This is a genomic window from Streptomyces sp. PA03-5A, assembly GCF_033792725.1.
Lineage (GTDB): Bacteria > Actinomycetota > Actinomycetes > Streptomycetales > Streptomycetaceae > Actinacidiphila.
In genome coordinates, this window is record NZ_JARAVL010000002.1 from 39,405 (window position 1) to 58,155 (window position 18,751).

Consider the following 18,751-nt stretch of genomic DNA (forward strand, 5'->3'; position numbering starts at 1 on the left):
GGTGAAGGACAGGGGCCGCACGCGGACCCGGGTGCTCGACCATGTCCCGGCCGGGGACGTGAAGCTCGTCGCGCCGGCCGCCGCGGGCCGGATCACCACCGTCGCCGTGGGCCTGCGCGGTCAGGGGAGGCGATGACTGAACGGAAGCCCCGCCGGGCCCGTATGAGACCGGGGACGGCCGCAAGATAGCCGAACCGCGCACCACTTGTCCCGTAAACACCACACATGTACCAGATGTGAGGAATATGCGAAAAGGTGGTGCAGGCAAGGGGAAGCGGGCCGCCGCGGCGTGGCCCCCGTGATCGAGGGAGGTTCTGCCGTGACCGTCGCAGTCGGCGCCACCGGTAATGCCACCGAGTTGTTCCGCGCCAACACCGCGCACAGTCCCTCGTACTTCGCGCTGCGCCGCGCCGCCGGCGGCCTGTCGTCCTCCGACGCAGGACACGACATCGTCGACTTCTGCATCCCGTGCAACCCCTACTTCCCGAGCCCGGCCATGTACGACAAGCTCCAGGAGTCGATGCGGGACATCCTCACGTACTACCCGAGCAGCACGGACGTCATCACCAACGAGCTGTGCTCGCTGCTCGGCCTCAACCCGCAGACCGTGGCCATGGGCAACGGCTCGACCGAGCTGATCACCTGGATCGACCACCTGCTGGTCCGCGAGAGCCTGGCCGTCCCCATACCGACCTTCGGCCGCTGGACCGACCAGCCCATGGAGACCGGCAAGCGCGTCGACATGTTCCTCCTCCCGGAGGCCGCCGGATTCGCCCTCGATCCGGCGGCCTTCGTCTCGTTCGTCCGCGCACGGGGTTCGCGTACGGCCGTGATCTGCAACCCCAACAACCCCGACGGCGGCTTCCTCCCCAAGCACGCCGTCGTCGCGCTCATGGACGCCCTGTCCGACCTCGACCTCGTCGTGATCGACGAGTCCTTCCTCGACTTCACCGACGCCGAGGCCTGGCCGAGCGTCGCCGGCGAGGCCGTCCTGCGGCCCAACGTGATCGTCCTGCGCAGCCTCGGCAAGAACTTCGGCCTGCACGGCATCCGCTTCGGCTACCTCGTCGCCAACCCCGCGCTGGCCGGGAAGGTCCGCCGCATGCTGCCCAAGTGGAACCTCAACTCCTTCGCGGAGGCGGTGGTCTTCATGCTCAAGGACCACCGCGAGGAGTACGCGCAGAGCCTGCGCCTGGTCTCCCGCGACCGGCAGGAGATGACCTGGCAGCTCGCGGCCCTGCCGGGGCTGACCGTCTACCCGTCCCAGGGCAACTTCGTCTTCGTCAAGCTCCCCGACGGCGTCGACGGCGCCGTGCTGCGCGACCGGCTGCTGGCCGAGCACGGGGTGCTGGTCCGCGAATGCGGCAACAAGCTGGGCAGCAGCAGCCGTTTCATGCGGCTCGTGGTCCGGCCGCAGGCCGACGTGCAGCGGCTGCTGACCGGGCTGAGCACGGTGCTGTACGGCAGCACCTGGTACGCGGCGCCCGCGCCCACGCCCGCGGCGGCTGCCGCGCCCGTCCAGGAGCAGCCCCCGCAGCCCGCTCCGCAGCAGCTGCCGCAGATCCAGCCCGCGCCGCCCGTACAGCCCGCCATGCCGCCGGTGCAGCCGCTCCCGCAGATCCAGCAGGCCCCGCCGCCCCAGCCGATGTACGAGCAGCCCGTGGGGCCGCCGCCGATGCCGCCGCAGCCGGTCTACGAGTTCAGGCCCGAGCCGCCGCCGCAGCCGGTCTACGAGTTCAGGCCCGAGCCACAGCAGCAGCCGGTCTACGAATTCAGGCCCGAGCCACAGCAGCAGTCGCAGCAGCAGCCTCAGGTGCCGCCTCAGACGCAGCCCCAGCCGCGCCCCCAGGCGCCCGCTCCGGACACGTACCCCGCGCTGACCGCCGAGGTCCCGCCGGCCTTCGCTTCGGCGCCGCCCGGCACCCCGCGGCCGGCGCTGTACTGGCAGGACGCCTCCTGACGCACCGCGCCCGCGCGGGCCGGTGAGCGACCGGACCGCGCGGGCGCAGGGTCACCTGGCCGCCCGGAACGAGCGGCTGTCCAGGGTCTTCCACTCCCCGCACGAGCTCTGCTTGCCCTGGGTCTCCCGGATGACGCAGTGCGTCTCGACCACCCGGCCGTCCCGGGTGATCGCCTTGACCCACACCCCGGAGCCGACGGAGGTCACCGTGGCGCCGCAGACGCCGCGCGGGTAGCCGCGGTTGCCGCTGAGGGAGTGCCAGACGAAGGGCCCGCGGGGAAGGGTGCGACCGCCGATGAAGACCCGGCCCTCGAACACCGCGACGGAGATCTCCTGGTCGCCCTTGCGGAGGGTGGAGTCGATGCTGACGCAGGATCCGTCACGGCCGTCGCGGCCGTCGCCGCGGTCGTTCCGGGGCCCGTCGTCCCGGCCGTTCCCTCGCTCGTCCTCGCGGCCGTCCCCGCGGTTCCCGCCCTGGTCGTCGCGGCGCTGCTGCTCGCGCTCGTCGCCGCGTTGATCGCCGCGGTCGTCCCGGCGCTCGTCGTTCCCGCCGTTCCCGTCGCCCCGGTCGTCCCGGCGCTCGTCGGCGCGCTCGTCGTCGCCCTCGCCCCGGTCGTTGTCGCCCCGGTCGGTCTCCCGGCCGCCGCGCTGGTCCCCGCCGTCCTCGCCGTCCTCGCGACCGCCCTCGTCACGGGCCTCCTCGTCGCGGCCGCCGTCCTCGCCCTCCTCCTCGTCGTCGTCCGCGGCGACGCTGCGCGTGCCGGGCGGCCGGGGGTCGGCCACGGCCGCCGTCGTGCCGGCCGCGGTGGTCACGGCGCCGGGGGTCGTGGCGAGCACGGGCGCCGACACCGCGGCCGCGGCGACGGCGAGCGGCACGACCACACCGGTCAGCCGTCCGTACCGCCGGGACCTGCGCGACGGCGGCCTGCCGTCAGGACTCATGGGGGACTCCCTCGTCGAGTGCGAAAGCGCGGGGCTTGAACGACGGGATGCGTACCCGTCTGCGCGCCGACTCTCCGCCGGAGTCATTCCGGTGGCCCAGAACATCCCCGTACGGCCGACGGGGGTTCACCCGGTGCCGGTCCCGAAGTCGACAGGCGGGGGCGGCCGGGAGAGAATCCCGGCCGCCCCCGCCTGCGGGGAGGACTGCGCCGCTCAGTGGGTGCCGAAGGAGTGCACGGTGGTGGAGCGGTAGGTCTGTCCCGGCCGCAGGACCGTCGACGGGAACGAGGGCTGGTTGGGGGAGTCCGGGAAGTGCTGGGTCTCCAGGCAGAAGCCGTCGCCCTGCCGGTAGACCCGGCCCGAGGAACCGGCGAACGCCCCGGTCAGGAAGTTGCCCGTGTAGAACTGCACACCGGGCTCGGTGGTGGCGATCCGCATGACCCGGCCGGAGACGGGCTCGGTGACCGTCACGATGTGCTCGGGCGCGGCGGTGCGGCCCTTGTCGAGCACGAAGTTGTGGTCGATGCCCTGCCCGTACAGGACCTGCTGGTGCGCGGAGCGGATGTCGCGGCCGATCGCCTTCGCGGAGCGGAAGTCGAACGGGGTGCCCGCGACGGGCGCCAGCTCACCGGTGGGGATCAGGGTGGAGCCGACCGGGGTGTAGCGGCGGGCGGCGATCTGGACCTCGTGGTCGTAGATGCCGCCGTCGCCCTCACCACGCAGGTTGAAGTACGTGTGGTTGGTGAGGTTGACGACCGTCGCCTTGTCGGTGGTGGCGGTGTAGTCGATCCGCCACCGCGCGTCGGCCGTCAGGGTGTAGACGACCTTGACCTTCAGCGTGCCCGGGTAGCCCATCTCGCCGTCCGCGCTGGTGTAGCGCAGCACCAGACCGGCGTCCGAGCCCGCCTTGAAGCCCTCGACCTCCCAGACCCGCTTGTCGAAGCCCCGGTCGCCGCCGTGCAGGCTGTTCGGTCCGTCGTTGACGGGCAGCTGGTAGGTGTGCCCGTCCAGGGTGAACTTCCCGCCCGCGATGCGGTTGCCGTAGCGACCGATCAACGCGCCGAAGTACGGGCTGTTCGCCACGTAGCCGGCGATGTCGTCGAATCCGAGGGACACGTTGACGCGGCGCCCGCGCCGGTCGGGCAGCTCCAGGGTCTGGACGACGCCGCCGTACGAGAGCACCTTGAGGGTGATCCCGCCGTTGCTGACCGTCCAGATGTCGACCTTGGTGCCGTCCTCCAAGGTCCCGAAGTGTTCCTTGCTCACCTTGCTCCCGCCTGCGGGCCTGTGCCGGGCGTCGGCGGTCTGCCCCGCCGTGCCGGCCTTTCCGGCCGCCCAGGCGCTCGTCCCGCTGATCGCGGGCGCGACCGCCCCGAGCGCCGCGCCCGCGATCAATGTACGTCTGTTCACTTGCGGCTCCTTCGATAGGTAGCTGCTTTACGAACCGACCTTGCGCTTGTTCCAGACGTCGAAGCCGACCGCGGCCAGGAGCACCAGACCCTTGATGACCTGCTGGTAGTCCGTGCCGATGCCGACGAGCGACATCCCGTTGTTGAGCACCCCGAGCACCAGGCCGCCGATGATGGCGCCCAGCACGGTGCCGACGCCGCCGGTGGCGGAGGCGCCGCCGATGAAGGCGGCCGCGATGGCCTCGAGCTCGAAGTTGATTCCGGCCTGCGGGACACCGGCGTTGAGCCGTGCCGCGTAGACCACGCCCGCGAGCGCCGCGAGCACGCCCATGTTCACGAAGACCAGGAAGACGACCCGCTTGTCCTTGACGCCGGAGAGCTTCGCCGCCGCCTGGTTGCCGCCGAGCGCGTACACGTGGCGGCCGATCACCGCGTTGCGCATCACGAAGCCGAAGACGATGAGCAGCCCGGCCAGGATGAGCAGCACGATCGGCACGCCGTGGTAGCTGGCCAGCGTCATGGTGAAGGCGACGACGCAGGCGACGATGGCGAGCAGCTTCAGCAGGAAGAAGTTGCGCGGCAGCACGTCCAGGTCGTACGCGAGCTGCTGGCGGCGGTCGCGGATCTCCTGGACGACGGCGATGGCGATCACCACGAGACCGATGAGCAGGGTCAGGTTGTGGTAGTTGGTGTGCGGCCCGACCTCGGGCAGGAAGCCGTTGCCGATCTTCTGGAAGCCGCGCGGGAAGGGCGAGATGGACTGGCCCTCCAGGAAGATCTGCGTGCCGCCGCGGAAGAGCAGCATGCCGGCCAGGGTCACGATGAACGACGGGATCCCGACGTACGCGATGAAGTAGCCCTGCCAGGCACCGGCGACCGCGCCGATGAGCAGGCAGGCGACCAGGGCGAGCGGCCACGAGACGTGGTGGTGGATGATCATCACTGCGCCGGCCGCGCTGACGAAGGCCGCGAGCGAGCCGACGGACAGGTCGATGTGGCCGGCGATGATCACGACCATCATGCCGATCGCCAGGATCAGGATGTAGCTGTTCTGGCCGATGAGGTTGGTGACGTTCTGCGGTTTGAGCAGGATGCCGCCGGACCATATCTGGAAAAGCGCCGCGATCAGCACCAGCGCGATGATCATGCCGTACTGGCGCATGTTGCGCCGGGCCGCCTGCAGCAGGAGGCCGGCGGCTCCGGCCGCCGCGCCGCCGCCCTCGGCGGCCGTTGCCGCGCCCCCGGCGGGCGGCGGAGGAGTCTTGTCGGTCTTCACCGGGCTGCCCATCTCAGTTACCTCGGTCCATGGTCATGTGGCGCATCAGCACTTCCTGGGTCGCGCTCTCGCGCGGGATCTCCCCGGTCAGCCGGCCCGCGGACATCGTGTAGATGCGGTCGCACATGCCGAGCAGCTCCGGCAGTTCGGAGGAGATGAAGACGACGGCCTTGCCCTGGGCCGCCAGGTCGTTGATGACCGTGTAGATCTCGTACTTGGCCCCGACGTCGATGCCCCGGGTGGGCTCGTCGAGGATGAGGACCTCCGGCCCGGCGAAGATCCACTTGCTGAGGACGACCTTCTGCTGGTTGCCGCCGCTCAGCTTGCCCGTGGTCTCGAAGACCGTCGGGGTCTTGATGTTCATCGTGGAGCGGAAGGACTCCGCGACCCGGGCCTCCTCGTGCTGGTTGACGACGCCGCGCTTGGCGACCTTGGACAGGGCGCTGAGCGAGATGTTGCGGCTGATGTCGTCGATGAGGTTCAGCCCGTAGTGCTTGCGGTCCTCGGTGACGTACGCGATGCCGTGGCCCACCGCCTCCGGGACGGTGCGGGTGCGGATCTCCTTGCCGTGCAGGTAGACCCGGCCGCTGATGCCACGGCCGTAGGAGCGGCCGAAGACGCTCATGGCCAGTTCGGTGCGGCCGGCCCCCATCAGCCCGGCGATGCCCACGATCTCGCCGCGCCGGACGTCGAGGGAGACCCCGTCGACGACCTTGCGCTGCTGGTCGATCGGGTGGTGCACGGTCCAGTCCTCGACGGCGAAGGCCACCTCGCCGATCTCCGGCTCCCGCTCGGGGAAGCGGTGGTCGAGGTCGCGGCCCACCATGCCGCGGATGATCCGCTCCTCGGTGACGGTGCTGTGGCCGTCCTCGTCGGTGGCCTTCATGTCGAGCGTCTCGATGGTCCGCCCGTCGCGCAGGATCGTGATGGAGTCGGCGACCCTGGCGATCTCGTTGAGCTTGTGCGAGATGATGATGCAGGAGATGCCGTGCTCCTTGAACTCCATGATGAGGTCAAGGAGCTTGCGGCTGTCCTCGTCGTTCAGGGCGGCGGTCGGCTCGTCCAGGATGAGGAGCTTGACCTCCTTGGACAGCGCCTTGGCGATCTCGACGAGCTGCTGCTTGCCCACGCCGATGTCCGCCACGCGGGTGGTGGGCCCGTCGGTGAGCCCGACCCGCTTGAGCAGCCGGCCCGCGTGCCGCAGCGTCTCGTTCCAGCTGATGACACCGCGGGTGGAGTGCTCGTTGCCGAGGAAGATGTTCTCGGCGATGGACAGGTACGGCACCAGGGCGAGCTCCTGGTGGATGATCACGATGCCGCGCTGCTCGCTCGCGCGGATGTCGCGGAACTCGCAGGTCTCACCCTGGAAGAGGATCTCCCCTTCGTAACTGCCGTGCGGGTAGACCCCGCTGAGCACCTTCATCAGGGTCGACTTGCCCGCACCGTTCTCACCGCAGATGGCGTGGACCTCGCCCTCGGCGACAGTCAAGGTGACGTCGGAGAGCGCCTTGACCCCTGGGAAGGTCTTGGTGATGGAGCGCATTTCGAGGACGGGTCCGGCCATTCCTGCTTTCCGTTCTCCTCGGGTGGTGGGAAGTGACGATCGTCGGTCGCGGTCCGGCTCCGGGACTACCGGAGCTCGGACTCCTTGATGTAGCCGGAGTCGACGACGACCTCCTTGTAGTTCGACTTGTCGACGCTCACCGGCGGCAGCAGGTAGGTCGGGACGACCTTGGTGCCGTTGTTGTAGGTCTTGGAGTCGTTGGTCTCCGGCTTGCCGCCGGTCAGCACCGCGTTGCCCATCTGGACGGCGACCTTGGCCAGTTCGCGGGTGTCCTTGTAGACGGTCTGGGCCTGCTCGCCCGCGATGATCGACTTGATCGAGGCGACCTCGGCGTCCTGACCGGTGACGATCGGGAGCGGCTTCTTGCCGGTGCCGTAGCTCACGCTCTTGAGCGCCGAGATGACGCCGCGGGAGATGCCGTCGTACGGGGAGAGCACCGCGTCCACGTCGTCGGAGGTGTACGACTTGCTGAGCAGGTCGTCCATGCGGGCCTGGGCGGTGGCGCCGTCCCAGCGCAGGGTGGTGACCTGGTTGAGCTCGGTCTGGCCGCTCTTGACCACCAGCTGCTTCTTGTCGATGTACGGCTTGAGGGTGTCCATCGCGCCGTTGAAGAAGTACTTGGTGTTGTTGTCGTCGGGCGAGCCGGCGAAGAGCTCGATGTTGAAGGGGCCCTTCTTGCTGCCGTCCTTCAGGCCCAGCTTCTCGAGGATGTAACCGGCCTGGAGCTGGCCGACCTTGTAGTTGTCGAACGTCGCGTAGTAGTCGACGTTCGCCGAGCCCAGGATGAGGCGGTCGTAGGAGATCACCTTGATGCCCGCGTCGTGGGCCTGCTGCAGCACGTCGCTGAGGGCCGAGCCGTCGATGGCGGCGATGACCAGCAGCTTGTCGCCCTTGGTGATCATGTTCTGGATCTGGGCGACCTGGTTCTCGACCTTGTCGTCGCCGTACTGCAGGTCGGTCTTGTAGCCCTGGGCCTGGAACTGCTTGACCATGTTGTCGCCGTCGGCGATCCAGCGCTCCGAGGACTTGGTGGGCATGGCGATGCCGATGGTGCCGCCCTTTCCACCGTCCTTGTCGCCGCCGCCTCCGGTGTTGTCGCTCTGCCCGCAGGCGGTCGCGGTGGCCCCGAGGGCGAGGGTGGCTATCAGCGCGGCTGTGGTGCGCAGACGTGCGGCTCTGGCGATGCGCATGGCTGATCAGATCCTTTCGGCGGCCAGGCGGGGGTCGGTCGCCTGGTCCGGGTCGGTCGCGATGTCCAACGGGAAGCGGTGGAGCGGACCCGGCTGCCGCGCGCCCAGCGGGGAGAGCCCGCCGTCCGCGCCCAGCCGGGAGAGCAGGTCGAGCACAAGGCGGCCGCGCCGGACCCGCTCGCGGGCGGTCGTCAGGGCGACCTCCCGCAGCTGACGTCCGTACGGGTAGATGCCGGGGGCCTTGCTCAGCCCGAACTTGAGGTAGATCGGCGCGCCGCGGCGGATCAGCTCCGCCGCGTCGTAGAGCCGGACGAAGCCGCCGAGGTCGTCCGGGGCCTCGATGTAGAAGTCCATCGGCGCCCGGCTGACCCGGCGGATCTCGGTGATCTGCTGGAGGGTCAGGTCGGAGGGGATGTTGATGGAGTCGGCGCCCAGCCGCTCCCACACCGCGTAACCCGCCGGGTTGACCGGGCCGACCAGCGCCGAGACCTTGAAGGTGGTGTCGGCCGGCAGCAGGCCCTGCGCGCGCAGCTGGTGCAGCAGCCACAGCACGCCCTCGTCGGCGACGAGCAGGCAGCGCACGCCCAGGGCGGCGGCGCGCAGCGCGTCCTCGACGCAGCCGGCCACCTGGTCGTGGCCGCGGGCGCGCAGGCCCCCGCCGCGGGAGTCGGTGCGGGTGGCGGCGCCGATGTCCCAGGTGCCGCGGGGACCGGTGAACAGGCAGAGCTCGACGTCCCGTTCGGCGCAGGCGGTCACCATCTCGGTGATCTCCGCGTCCGTCAGCATCCAGATGCCGCTGCCCTGGCTGATCCGGTGCACCGGCACCTCCAGCCGCTCGCTCTCCTCCAGCACGGTGGCCAGCGCCTCCGGGCCCTCCACGGAGGGGATCTCGGTGCGCCAGCTGCCCCCGTCGGGGAAGGAGTGCGGGGAGGCGTCGGCAGGGTCGTCCGCCGGCGCGCCGTGACCGAGGAGGGTGAGCGCGTACTGACCCGGGTGTCGGGGACCGCCTGTGGTGCCGGCCGTGCCGGGGCTCGGGGTGGGTGCGTCGGTCACGGTGCTCCTTCGTTCTCGCCGTTCGACATATCGGACGACGTTCGGTTCATTGGGTATGGGTGGGCACGGATGGGACATCGGGTGTCCGCCGCGCACGGAGCGGTCACGGACGCAGCAGCACCTTCCCCACCTTCGGATCCCTGTTCCCCAGCAGTCCGAGGGCGTCGGCGTACTCCTCCAGCGGCAGGTCGTGCGTGATCAGCGGCGCCGGGTCCAGGATCCCGGCGTCGAAGGCCCGTACGGTGTGGGCCCAGGCGGCGGGCGGCGCCCCGAAGACCGTGTGCACGGTCAGCTGGCGCACCACCAGGTCGGTGGGGTCGAGCCCGAGCGCTCCCGGCGCGGGGATGCCGGTCAGCGCCAGCCGCCCGCCGCGGCGCAGCAGCCCCGCCGACACGCGGGCCGCGGAGGCGGAGCCGGCGGCCTCGACCACCAGGTCGTACCGCCCGTCCTCAGCGGCCAGTTCACCGGCCGTGCGGAAGCGCGTGGCGCCGAAGGAGGCGGCCAGCTCCTCCCGGTCCCGGCCGGTTCCCACCACCAGCAGCTCCGCCGGCGACACCGCGGCCAGGAACTGCACCGCCAGCATGCCGAGCGTGCCGGTGCCGACGACCGCCACCCGCTCGCCCGGCGCGGCCGGGGCCTTCAGCAGCGCCGCCGCCACGCACGCGGCCGGCTCCAGGAGCACGGCGGTGCGCAGGTCGGCCGCGTCGTCCAGGACGTGCAGCAGCCGGGCCGGCAGCGTCAGGGTGTCCGCCATGGCACCGGGCTGCGTGAAGCCGGTCTCCTCGTACGGCGCGCTGCACAGCGTGGTCTCCCCGGCGTGACAGCGCTCGCAGACCTGGCAGTTGCGGAAGCCCTCGCCGACGACCTTCCGGCCCACCAGGCCGGCGGTCACCCCGGCGCCGACCGCCTCCACCGTGCCGGACCACTCGTGGCCGGGGGTGACGGGGTAGCGGACGTAGCCCTCGGGGCGGGTGCCGGCGTGCACCTCCCGGTCGCTGCCGCAGATGCCCGCGGCGTGGACGCGGACCAGCGCCTCGCCCGGACCGGGCGCGACCGGTCCGGCCGGCACGATCCGGTGCCGGCCGGGTCCGTCGAGGACGACGGCGCGGGGGGTGTGGACGGTCACTTGGCGCCCTTCGGCTTGCGGCGCTCCCAGCCCTCGGCCCACAGGTCGAAGCGGGCCTGCTGCTGGGGGAACTCGGCGGCGGCGTCGACGTCGAGCTCGACACCGAGGCCCGGCGCGTCCGACAGCGTGAAGTACCCGTCCTCGCCGACCACGGGGGCGCCCTTGACGACCTTCTTGATCTCGGAGTCCGCGAAGTCGTTGAAGTGCTCGAGGATCTTGAAGTTGGGGGTGCACCCGGCGAGCTGGAGGCTCGCGGCGGTGAGCACGGAGCCGCCGACGTTGTGTGGGGCGACCAGCACGTAGTGGGTCTCCGCGGTGGCGGCCAGCTTGCGGACCTCGTTGATGCCGCCGATGTGCCCCAGGTCGGGCTGGATGATGTCGGCGGCCTGGAGCTCGAACAGCTCGCGGAACTCGTAGCGGTCGTGGATGCGTTCACCCGTGGCGATCGGCAGATCGGTGTGGGCGGCCACCTTCGCCAGGGCCTTGAGGTTCTCCGGCGGCACCGGCTCCTCGATCCAGCTCGGCTTGAAGGGCGCCAGCTCGTTGGCGACGCGGATCGCGGTCGCCGGGCTGAACCGCCCGTGCATCTCCACCAGCAGCTCGGTCTCGGGGCCGATCGCGTCGCGCACGGCCTCGATGAGGGAGACGGAGTAGGCGGTGGCCGCGTGGTCCAGCTCGAAGTGGCCGGTGCCGAAGGGGTCGATCTTCAGCGCGCGGTAGCCGCGGTCCACCACGGCGCGGGCGGCCTTGTGGTAGGCCTCCGGGGTGCGCTCGGTGGTGTACCAGCCGTTGGCGTACGCCTTGACCTTCTCGTTCACCTTGCCGCCGAGCAGCTGCCACACGGGGACGCCCAGCGCCTTGCCCTTGATGTCCCAGCAGGCCATCTCGATGACGGCGATGCCGGACATGACGATCTCTCCGGCCCGCCCGTAGTCGCCGTACTTCATCCGGCGGACCAGGTCCTCCACCGCGAAGGGGTCGGAACCGGATATGTGGTTGGCCTCCGCCTCGCGGAGGTAGCCGAGCAACGCGTCGGTGTGGCCGAGCATGCGGGTCTCGCCGACGCCCGTGAGCCCCTCGTCGGTGTGGACGAGCACGTAGGTGAGATTCCGCCAGGGAGTACCGACCACATGGGTGCTGATGCCGGTGATGCGCACGGGAAGCCGCCCCTTTTAGGGTGTCGTTCGAGATTTCGTCACACGTTCGAAATGTTGAAGGGAACGTAGTTACGGGCTCCCGGCGGTGTCAATGGGTGTGCCGGGCAGGTGTCGGCGATGTTGCCGAAGTGAGTCCGTACGCCCGTCACGCGTGCCGTCCCGTGTCCGAAACCCCGGACGAACGGCCGGGTCCGGCGCGGCTAGCCGCCGGCCGGGTCCGGTCCGAAGGCCGCGGCGTAGACCAGCCCCGCGAGCTTGGCCTGTCCCTCGGCGCTGGGGTGGAACCAGTCCCAGGGACTGAGCTCCTTCTGGGTGAAGCGGTAGTCGAAGACCATGCCGCCGTCGTAGCGGCAGCGCTCGTGGCGCGCGCACTCCTGCCGCAGCACGTCGTTGTACGCCATCACCCTTTCGCGTACGGTCTGCCGCCGTTCGCGGGCGGCCGTGCTCATCGACTGTGCGTCGGACAGCATCGACGGGCACAGGCCCAGCTTCCAGATCTGCCGTCCCAGCACGTTCTGCCGGCCGACGTCCCACAGGCGCATCAGGTCGGGCACGCTCGCGACGAAGACCTGGGCCTTCGGCAGCTTGCTGTCGAGGGTGCGCAGGGCGGCGGAGAAATCCTTGCGGTACTCGGCCACCGGGGTCATGCGGTCGATGCTGCGCGCGCACGCGTCGTTGGCCCCCATCAGGATCGTCACCTGCTGCGGTCGCAGCGCGACCGCCTTCTTGGCCTGCTCCGGCAGGTCGTGCATCCGGGCGCCGCTGGCCGCCAGGTTCCAGCTCTCGGTGGCCGGCCGGTTCAGCACCCGGGTGGCCACGCTCTTCACGGAGCTGCGGCTGCCGGTCGCCCAGGACAGGTCCGGACAGTCCGTCAGGATCCCGCAGGCGTCGAAGGCGCGGGTGATGGAGTCGCCGAGCGCGGCCAGGGAGGCGGGCGTGGTGTCCCACACCTGCGCGGGGCGCTTCGCCGTGCCCGCCCGCCCGGCGGCACCGGCCTCGGTGCTCCCGGGGCCGCCGGTGGCCGAGCAGCCGGCCGCGAGTGCCGTCGTGAGCAGTGTGACCAGCGCGATCAGGGCGCCGCTGACCCCGCGCGGGAGCGACTGGCGCATCCGTTCTCCCTCGGACGAGTGGTGACTTCTCGCTGATCCCGACAGTACGTCACTCCTCGCCTGACGCAGCGCGGTAGCTTTTTCCCTGACAGGTGGTGCGAAAGAGGTGATCAGAGGTCAGATCTTGTCTCATTCGTTATGATTAGTGCAGAATGTCCACTGCTGTCCCGGATGGCTCGGTTATGGGCATGAGGCCGCTGGGGAAGGCGTACCTCGTCCCACACTGGAGGTCCCGGTGACGACACGTGGAGTTCTGTACGTGCACTCCGCGCCACGCGCGCTCTGCCCGCACGTCGAGTGGGCCGTCGCGGGCGTGCTCGGCGTGCGCGTGAACCTGGACTGGATCCGCCAGCCAGCCTCTCCCGGCACCTGGCGGGCCGAGTTCTCCTGGCAGGCGGAACCCGGCACCGCCTCCAAGCTGGCGTCCGCGCTGCGCGGCTGGCATCTGCTGCGCTTCGAGGTCACGGCGGAGCCGTGTGCCACCGCCGAGGGGGAGCGCTACAGCAGCACGCCCGAACTCGGCATCTTCCACGCCGTCACCGGCATCCACGGGGACATCCTCATCCCCGAGGACCGGCTGCGCGCCGCGCTCGCCCGCGCCCGCAAGGGCGAGGCCGACCTGGAGACGGAAGTCGCCAAGCTGCTCGGCAAGCCGTGGGACGACGAGTTGGAGCCCTTCCGCTACGCGGGTGAGGGCGCCCCCGTGCGCTGGCTGCATCAGGTCGTCTGACGCTCCGCCATCCGCCGCGGTGCCGCGGCGCCCTCCGGCGCCGGCGGCTCGTCGCCCGCGCGCGCCGCGGCGCCCGGCCACCACACCTTCGGGCCGATGTCCCGTACCAGCGCGGGCAGCAGCAGCGAGCGCACCAGCAGGGTGTCCAGCAGCACCCCGAAGGCCACGATGAAGGCGATCTGCGCCAGGAAGGCCAGGGGGATCACGCCGAGCGCCGCGAAGGTGGCGGCGAGCACCACGCCCGCCGAGGTGATCACCCCTCCGGTGGCGGTCAGCCCGCGCAGGACGCCCTGCCGCGTGCCGTGACGCAGCGTCTCCTCGCGGACCCGCGTCATCAGGAAGATGTTGTAGTCCACCCCGAGGGCGACCAGGAAGACGAAGCCGTACAGCGGCACCGAGGCGTCCGTCGCCGAGAAGCCGAACGCATGGCGGAAGACCAGCGCCGACACGCCCAGGGTGGCGGCGAAGTTGAGCGCCACCGTGGCGACCATGAGCAGCGGCAGCAGCAGGCTGCGCAGCAGCGCGGCCAGGATCACCAGGATGATCGCGAGGACGACGGGGACGACGAGCGTGCGGTCGCGCTCCGCGGTCCGCTGGGTGTCCACCTGCTGGGCCGTGTAGCCGCCGACCACCGCGTCCGCGCCGGGTACCGCGTGCACGGCCGTGCGCAGCCGCTGCACCGTGGCCTTGGCGGCGTCGCTGTCGGCGGCGTCCTTCAGCGTCACCTCCAGCAGGACCCGGCCGCCGGCGACGAGCGGCTCGCCCCCGCCGGGCCGGCCGGCGGCGGTGAGCGGGGCGACGGAGTCGACGCCGTCGGTGCCGGCCGCGGCCCGGGTGACCGGGTCGAGCCGCTCCGCCTCCGCGATGACCACGGCCGGGTTCCCCGCACCGCCGGGGAAGTGCTCGCCGAGGACGCGCTGGGCGGTCACCGAGGGCGCCTGGTGGACGAAGATCTCGTCCAGCGGCACACCCCGGGCGGTCAGCGCGGGGGAGAAGGCGGCACAGCCCACCAGCAGCGCCAGGCTCGCGGCCCCCACCCGGCGCGGCGTGCGGTCCACGAGGGCCGCGATCCGCCGCCACACGCCCTCCCCCTCCGGACGCCTGTCCCGCGGCCGGGCGGGCCAGTAGGCGGCCCGGCCGAGCAGCAGCAGTGCCGCCGGCAGGAAGGTCAGGCTGCTTGCGACGGCGCAGACGATGCCGACGGCGCCGACCGGGCCCAGGGCCCGGTTGTTGGTGAGGTCACTGGCCAGCAGGGCGAGCAGGCCGAGGGCCACGGTGGCCGCGCTCGCCACGATCGCCCCGGCCGAGCGGCGCAGCGCGGCGCGCATCGCCGCGAACCGGTCGCCGCGGACCGCGAGTTCCTCCCGGAAGCGGGCGGCGAGCAGCAGGGCGTAGTCGGTGGCCGCGCCGATGACGAGGATCGACAGGATGCCCTGGACCTGGCCGTCGACCCGGACGACGCCGTGGTCCGCCAGCACGTACACCACGCCGCAGGCCAGGCCGAGCGAGAAGACCGAGCCGACGATGATGACCAGGGGCAGCAGCAGCGCGCGGTAGACCAGCAGCAGGATCGCCAGCACGACGCCGAGCGCGGTGAACAGCAGCAGTCCGTCGATGCCCGCGAAGGCCTCGCCCAGGTCGGCCTGCGAGGCCGCGGGCCCGGCGACGTGGGCGGTGGTCCCCGGGACCCGGGCCGCGGTGCCCTGAATCCGGCCGACGGCGTCCCCGACGTCCCGGCCGAGGTCGGGGCGGAGCTGCACGACGCCCTGCAGGGCCCGCCCGTCGCCGGAGCGCAGCGCGGGGGAGGGGCGCCCGGTGACCCCCTCGGTGCCGGCGAGCGAGGCCAGCGCCGCCGTGGCGGCCTGCTGCTGGGCGTCGGTCACGCGGCCGCGGTCGGCGGTCCAGACGACGATCGCCGGTACGGTCCCGTTCCGGCTGAAGGCCGTCCGTTCGGTGACGGCCTTCGTCGACTCGGCGCTGCGCGGCAGGAAGGCCGCCTGGTCGTTGGTGGAGACCTCGCCGAGCCTGCCCGCGTAGGGGCCGAGTGTGCCCCCGACGCCCAGCCAGGCGACCAGCATCACCACGGGCAGCAGCCATCGGACGGCGCGCGGCAGGGATGTCATCGCTCTCTCCCGTGGGATGTGGAACGGGGGACTGCCCCCGTGCGGAAGGATGTATCTCAGCTATTGAGTATCTTAATCATCGAGATTATCTACGATGGAGGTGTGCCCGACAACTTCCAGGACGAGTCCCCGACCGGGCTGCAGGCCTTCGCCGTGCAGCTGCGCAGGATGAACGGCGAGTTCAACCGCATCGCGCAGGACTTCGCGCAGAGCCAGAAGCTGCACCACACCGACGTGCAGGCGCTGGTCGCGATCCTGGACGGTGACGGCCACGGCGGGGCCATGACCCCCGGTCTGCTGCGCGAACGCCTCAATCTGACCTCCGGTGCCGTCACCGCCTGCCTGGACCGGCTGGAACGCGCCGGCCACGTCCGCCGCACCCGTGACGCCGCCGACCGCCGCGTGGTCCATCTGCACTACGCCCCGCGGGGAATGGAGGTGGCGCGGGAGTTCTTCCGCCCGCTCGCCCGGGGCACGGACGCGGCGCGCGCCCGCTTCACCGAGGACGAACTCGTCGTCGTGATGCGCTTCCTGGCCGCGATGAACGACGAGCTGACCGCCCTGCGCGCCCCCGTCCCGGACTGAGCCCGCGTCCGTCACGGCCCCGCGCGGCCCTCCGCTACGGACCCGCCGCGCCCGCCCGGGCCGCGGCGGCTATGTTGCGCGCCATGCCGCCGAAGACCACGGAGTGGAACGGCGAGACGCTCCACCAGTACGCGTGCCCCGCCAGCCCGCGCGGATGGAACAGCGCCCGCTGCCCGTAGACGGTGCGCCCGGCACCGTCCCGTCCGGACGTCAGCTCCAGCCAGGCCATGCCCGGCAGCCGCATCTCGGCGCGCAGCCGCAGCAGCCGGCCCGGCTCGATCTCCTCCACCCGCCAGAAGTCCAGCGAGTCGCCCGCCCGCAGGTGCGTGGCGTCCCGCCGGCCCCGGCGCAGCCCGACCCCGCCCACGAAGCGGTCGAGCCAGCCGCGCACGGCCCAGGCCAGCGGGAAGGAGTACCAGCCGTTGTCGCCGCCGATGCCCTCGATGACCCGCCACAGCGCCTCGGGCGAGGCGTCCACGATGCGCGTCCGGCGGTCGGTGTAGAGCGAGCCGCCCGCCCAGTCGGGGTCCGTCGGCAGCGGGTCGCTCGGCGCGCCGGGCACGGAGGCCGAGGACCAGCGGGTGACCACGTTCGCCTCGCGGATGCGCTGCAGCGCCAGCCGCAGCGCCGCCTCGACGCCGATCATGCCCTCGGGCGGGTCCGGCACCCACGCGGCGATGTCGCGGTCGTGGCAGACCACCTCGTACCGCAGCGACTCCGTCAGGGGCCGCGCGATGCTCGCCGGCACCGGGGTCACCAGCCCCACCCAGTGGCTCGACAGGCGCGGCGTCAGCACCGGCACGGGCACGATCAGCCGGTGCGGCAGCCCCGCCACCTCGGCGTACTTCAGCATCATGGCGCGATAGGTGAGCACGTCCGGGCCGCCGATGTCGAAGGCGCGGCTCACCTCGGGCGGCAGCGTGGCGCAGCCCACGAGGTAGCGCAGCACGTCCCGTACGGCGATCGGCTGGATCCGGGTGCCGACCCAGCGCGGGGTGACCATCACCGGCAGCCGCTCGGTGAGGTAGCGCAGCATCTCGAAGGAGGCCGAGCCGGAGCCGATGATCACCGCCGCCCGCAGCGCCGCCGTCGGCACTCCGGAGGCGAGCAGCACCCGGCCCACCTCGGCGCGCGAGCGCAGGTGCGGCGACAGCTCCCGCTCGGGCACCCCGGCGGGGGTCAGACCGCCCAGGTACACGATCCGCCGCACGCCCGCGGCCTTCGCCCGGGACCCGAAGACCTCCGCGGCATCCCGGTCGGTCCGCTCGAAGTCCCCTCCGCTGCCCAGGGCGTGGACGAGGTAGTACGCGACGTCCACGCCCTCCATGGCCGCCCGCACCGACTCCGGGTCGGTGACGTCGCCCCGGACGATCTCCACCTCGCCCGCCCACGGGTGGTCGCGCAGCTTGCCGGGCGTACGGGCCAGGCAGCGCACCCGGTGCCCGGCCTCCAGCAGTTCGGGGACGAGCCGGCCGCCGATGTAGCCGGTCGCGCCCGTCACCAGGCAGGTGAGGCTCATCGCGGGCTCCCGGCGTCGCGGGCGAAGGGGCCGGCCGCCGGCTCGGGCGGCAGCAGGGTGCGCAGCAGCGCCGCCAGTGCCGTCAGCGCGGCCGTGAGCAGGAGCGGCAGGAGCGGCAGGAGCGGCCAGAGCGGTGCCCCGGCGTGGCGCGGGGCCGGTGCGGTGCCCGGCGGCCCCGGGACCGGGCGGGCGTCCGTTCGCAGGCGCGGGCTCATCGCGCTCCCTCCGTTCCCGGGGCGGTCAGCGCGCCCGCCACCTCCGGCGGCAGCGGACGCAGCCGCAGCAGCCCGGCGACCAGGCGCGCCGTCAGGGCGTGCCAGGTCCCGGCACCGCGCAGCATCGCGTGGTCGCCGCCCGGCACCACCAGGTGGCAGGCCTGGGCGCCCGCCGCCCGCGCCCGGTCCGCCAGGGTCAGCGAGCCGGCCGGATCGGTGACCCGGTCCCGGTCGCCGTGCAGCAGCACCAGACGGCACCCCGCCAGATGCCCCACCGGCTCGTCCTCGGGACACCACGGCGCCAGCCCCACGACCGCGCCCACCAGCGGATGCCCGGCCACGCGCAGCGCCGCCCGGCCGCCCATCGAGTGCCCCACCAGCATCACGGGCACCTCCCCGGCGCGTTGCCGCAGAGCCTCCAGCGCCCGCAGGGCGTCCCGCGCCGCGTCCTCCCGCTCGCCGTTCCAGCCGCGGTGCCGGTAGCGGACCCCGGCCAGCGCCACCGCGTGCCCGGCGGTGGCCCGGCCGATCGCGCGGACGAAGGGACGCATCCGGACCCCCGGCAGGTTCCACGGCGGGGGCGGTTCAAGGCCCTCCGCACGACCGCCGTGCAGCACCAGGACGGCGGCGCGCGGCCGCTGGGGCAGCACGTACGGGACCAGCGCCGGACGCGGCGTGCCGCCGCCCGCTTCGTCACCGTACGTCATCGGACCGCCCCTCTCGTGCGCTCTCCGTCATTATCGGCCGCCCTCCGTGACGACGCCCGTCACGTGCGTCCACCCATGGATTCGCG

Annotated in this window: 17 protein-coding genes; 4 read left to right on the plus strand and 13 right to left on the minus strand. The window is 72.1% G+C overall.

Going from position 1 to position 18,751, the window contains the following annotated elements; translation table 11 throughout:
* The first annotated feature begins 1 nt into the window (after position 1).
* Positions 2 to 136: a hypothetical protein gene (locus PV410_RS02720; RefSeq protein WP_500322044.1), complete on the plus strand. Its 135-nt coding sequence runs from the start codon at positions 2 to 4 to the stop codon at positions 134 to 136.
* A 183-nt stretch (positions 137 to 319) separates the two neighbouring features.
* Positions 320 to 1,960, plus strand: coding sequence for a pyridoxal phosphate-dependent aminotransferase (locus PV410_RS02725; RefSeq protein WP_500322045.1), 1,641 nt, complete (start codon positions 320 to 322; stop codon positions 1,958 to 1,960).
* Positions 1,961 to 2,011: 51 nt separating this feature from the next.
* On the opposite strand, the gene PV410_RS02730 is transcribed toward PV410_RS02725, so the two are convergent.
* The 9 genes from PV410_RS02730 to PV410_RS02770 form a co-directional block, all read right to left on the minus strand.
* Complete coding sequence (locus tag PV410_RS02730; RefSeq protein WP_500322047.1) at positions 2,012 to 2,902, minus strand: hypothetical protein; 891 nt, start codon at positions 2,900 to 2,902, stop codon at positions 2,012 to 2,014.
* A 213-nt stretch (positions 2,903 to 3,115) separates the two neighbouring features.
* Positions 3,116 to 4,297, minus strand: coding sequence for an aldose epimerase family protein (locus PV410_RS02735; protein ID WP_500322389.1), 1,182 nt, complete (start codon positions 4,295 to 4,297; stop codon positions 3,116 to 3,118).
* A gap of 42 nt (positions 4,298 to 4,339) precedes the next feature.
* On the minus strand, positions 4,340 to 5,599 hold the full coding sequence (mmsB, locus tag PV410_RS02740) for an ABC transporter permease family protein (RefSeq protein ID WP_499511730.1): 1,260 nt from the start codon (positions 5,597 to 5,599) through the stop codon (positions 4,340 to 4,342).
* A gap of 1 nt (position 5,600) precedes the next feature.
* Positions 5,601 to 7,151: a multiple monosaccharide ABC transporter ATP-binding protein gene (gene mmsA, locus PV410_RS02745; RefSeq protein WP_500322049.1), complete on the minus strand. Its 1,551-nt coding sequence runs from the start codon at positions 7,149 to 7,151 to the stop codon at positions 5,601 to 5,603.
* A gap of 65 nt (positions 7,152 to 7,216) precedes the next feature.
* Entirely contained in the window at positions 7,217 to 8,341 is a 1,125-nt protein-coding gene (gene chvE, locus PV410_RS02750; RefSeq protein WP_500322051.1) for a multiple monosaccharide ABC transporter substrate-binding protein, read from the minus strand.
* A 6-nt stretch (positions 8,342 to 8,347) separates the two neighbouring features.
* Positions 8,348 to 9,394 carry a hypothetical protein gene (locus PV410_RS02755; protein WP_500322053.1) on the minus strand — a complete coding sequence of 349 codons (1,047 nt, stop codon included), beginning with the start codon at positions 9,392 to 9,394 and terminating at the stop codon, positions 8,348 to 8,350.
* Between the two features lie 103 nt (positions 9,395 to 9,497).
* A complete protein-coding gene (locus tag PV410_RS02760; RefSeq protein WP_500322054.1) occupies positions 9,498 to 10,520 on the minus strand; it encodes a zinc-dependent alcohol dehydrogenase in 1,023 nt (340 codons plus the stop codon).
* Complete coding sequence (locus PV410_RS02765; RefSeq protein ID WP_500322055.1) at positions 10,517 to 11,677, minus strand: mandelate racemase/muconate lactonizing enzyme family protein; 1,161 nt, start codon at positions 11,675 to 11,677, stop codon at positions 10,517 to 10,519. Before PV410_RS02765 ends, PV410_RS02760 begins: the two co-directional genes overlap by 4 nt.
* Positions 11,678 to 11,877: 200 nt before the next feature.
* Positions 11,878 to 12,786 carry an SGNH/GDSL hydrolase family protein gene (locus PV410_RS02770; protein WP_500322056.1) on the minus strand — a complete coding sequence of 303 codons (909 nt, stop codon included), beginning with the start codon at positions 12,784 to 12,786 and terminating at the stop codon, positions 11,878 to 11,880.
* A 235-nt stretch (positions 12,787 to 13,021) separates the two neighbouring features.
* Here PV410_RS02770 and PV410_RS02775 point away from each other — a divergent pair, with 235 nt between their 5' ends.
* Positions 13,022 to 13,516, plus strand: a complete 495-nt coding sequence (locus PV410_RS02775; protein ID WP_499511723.1) for a DUF3145 domain-containing protein — start codon at positions 13,022 to 13,024, stop codon at positions 13,514 to 13,516.
* Here PV410_RS02775 and PV410_RS02780 read toward each other — a convergent pair.
* Positions 13,504 to 15,639, minus strand: coding sequence for an MMPL family transporter (locus PV410_RS02780; protein WP_500322057.1), 2,136 nt, complete (start codon positions 15,637 to 15,639; stop codon positions 13,504 to 13,506). The two genes, PV410_RS02775 and PV410_RS02780, sit on opposite strands and share 13 nt — an antisense overlap.
* 138 nt (positions 15,640 to 15,777) lie before the next feature.
* Between PV410_RS02780 and PV410_RS02785 the strand changes: the two genes are divergently transcribed.
* Entirely contained in the window at positions 15,778 to 16,224 is a 447-nt protein-coding gene (locus tag PV410_RS02785) for a MarR family winged helix-turn-helix transcriptional regulator (RefSeq protein ID WP_500322390.1), read from the plus strand.
* A 34-nt stretch (positions 16,225 to 16,258) separates the two neighbouring features.
* Here PV410_RS02785 and PV410_RS02790 read toward each other — a convergent pair whose 3' ends face one another.
* From PV410_RS02790 to PV410_RS02800, 3 genes are read right to left on the minus strand one after another with little or no spacing between them, the layout of a single operon-like run.
* The gene (locus PV410_RS02790; protein WP_500322058.1) at positions 16,259 to 17,743 is read right to left on the minus strand and encodes an SDR family oxidoreductase; all 1,485 of its coding nucleotides are present in this window, start codon (positions 17,741 to 17,743) and stop codon (positions 16,259 to 16,261) included.
* Complete coding sequence (locus tag PV410_RS02795; RefSeq protein ID WP_500322059.1) at positions 17,740 to 17,958, minus strand: hypothetical protein; 219 nt, start codon at positions 17,956 to 17,958, stop codon at positions 17,740 to 17,742. The genes PV410_RS02790 and PV410_RS02795 overlap by 4 nt, the downstream gene beginning before the upstream one ends.
* The gene (locus tag PV410_RS02800; RefSeq protein WP_500322061.1) at positions 17,955 to 18,665 is read right to left on the minus strand and encodes a dienelactone hydrolase family protein; all 711 of its coding nucleotides are present in this window, start codon (positions 18,663 to 18,665) and stop codon (positions 17,955 to 17,957) included. The genes PV410_RS02795 and PV410_RS02800 overlap by 4 nt, the downstream gene beginning before the upstream one ends.
* Positions 18,666 to 18,751 lie beyond the last annotated feature (86 nt).